Genomic DNA, 578 nt, shown 5'->3' with positions numbered 1-578 from the left:
TGAGTTGGTGGGTAAAGATAGTGATAATGATGATATCGTGTTGAAATATGGTTTTGTGTTAAAGCAGTGGTTTGTCAATCGAGGTAATAACGCTCGTTCACTTGCCGAACAGGCATCATGGTGTCGTAATATAGGTTATCGTCTGCCGGATGTTAAGGAATTAACTAATGCGTCATTATGTTCTAGCAATGGCTATGGCTGTCCCGAAGTTAATTATCCATCAAATACTTTTTATTATTCGCGAAGAATCGGTGCAGGATTTTTAGCTGAGTGGGGTAATTTAACAAGATACACTGATGATGCTAAACGCCACTATGCCTACTGGACGAACGAACCGGCTAATAAGAATAATAGTATGCAGTTCATCGCAGTTGTGGTGCATGGCTTGATTTACAAGTCTGGTTCGACATCGGCATATTCTAATTCTGTAGCTTGTGTCGTGGGAAATGAAAAGGAAAATAAGTAAGTTCACTAGCGCCCTAAAAAGGCGCTGATTGACGTGGCTGATAAAAATACGACACAACTTAATTACCCGTACCAATAGGTTTATTTTTCCGGAGCAGGGTTTTTACAGAAAG

General features: G+C 40.1%; 1 protein-coding gene. It reads left to right on the top strand.

The window, feature by feature from the left end:
• On the top strand, positions 1 to 466 hold a 466-nt coding region (locus H3U96_RS11085), incomplete at its 5' end, for a hypothetical protein (protein ID WP_198196709.1).
• Between the last annotated feature and the right edge of the window lie 112 nt (positions 467 to 578).

The sequence above is a fragment of the Gilliamella sp. M0364 genome (genome assembly GCF_016100565.1).
GTDB lineage: Bacteria > Pseudomonadota > Gammaproteobacteria > Enterobacterales > Orbaceae > Gilliamella > Gilliamella apis.
Note: the sequence above shows the minus strand (reverse complement) of the source record. Positions and strands in the feature narration are given on the sequence as shown.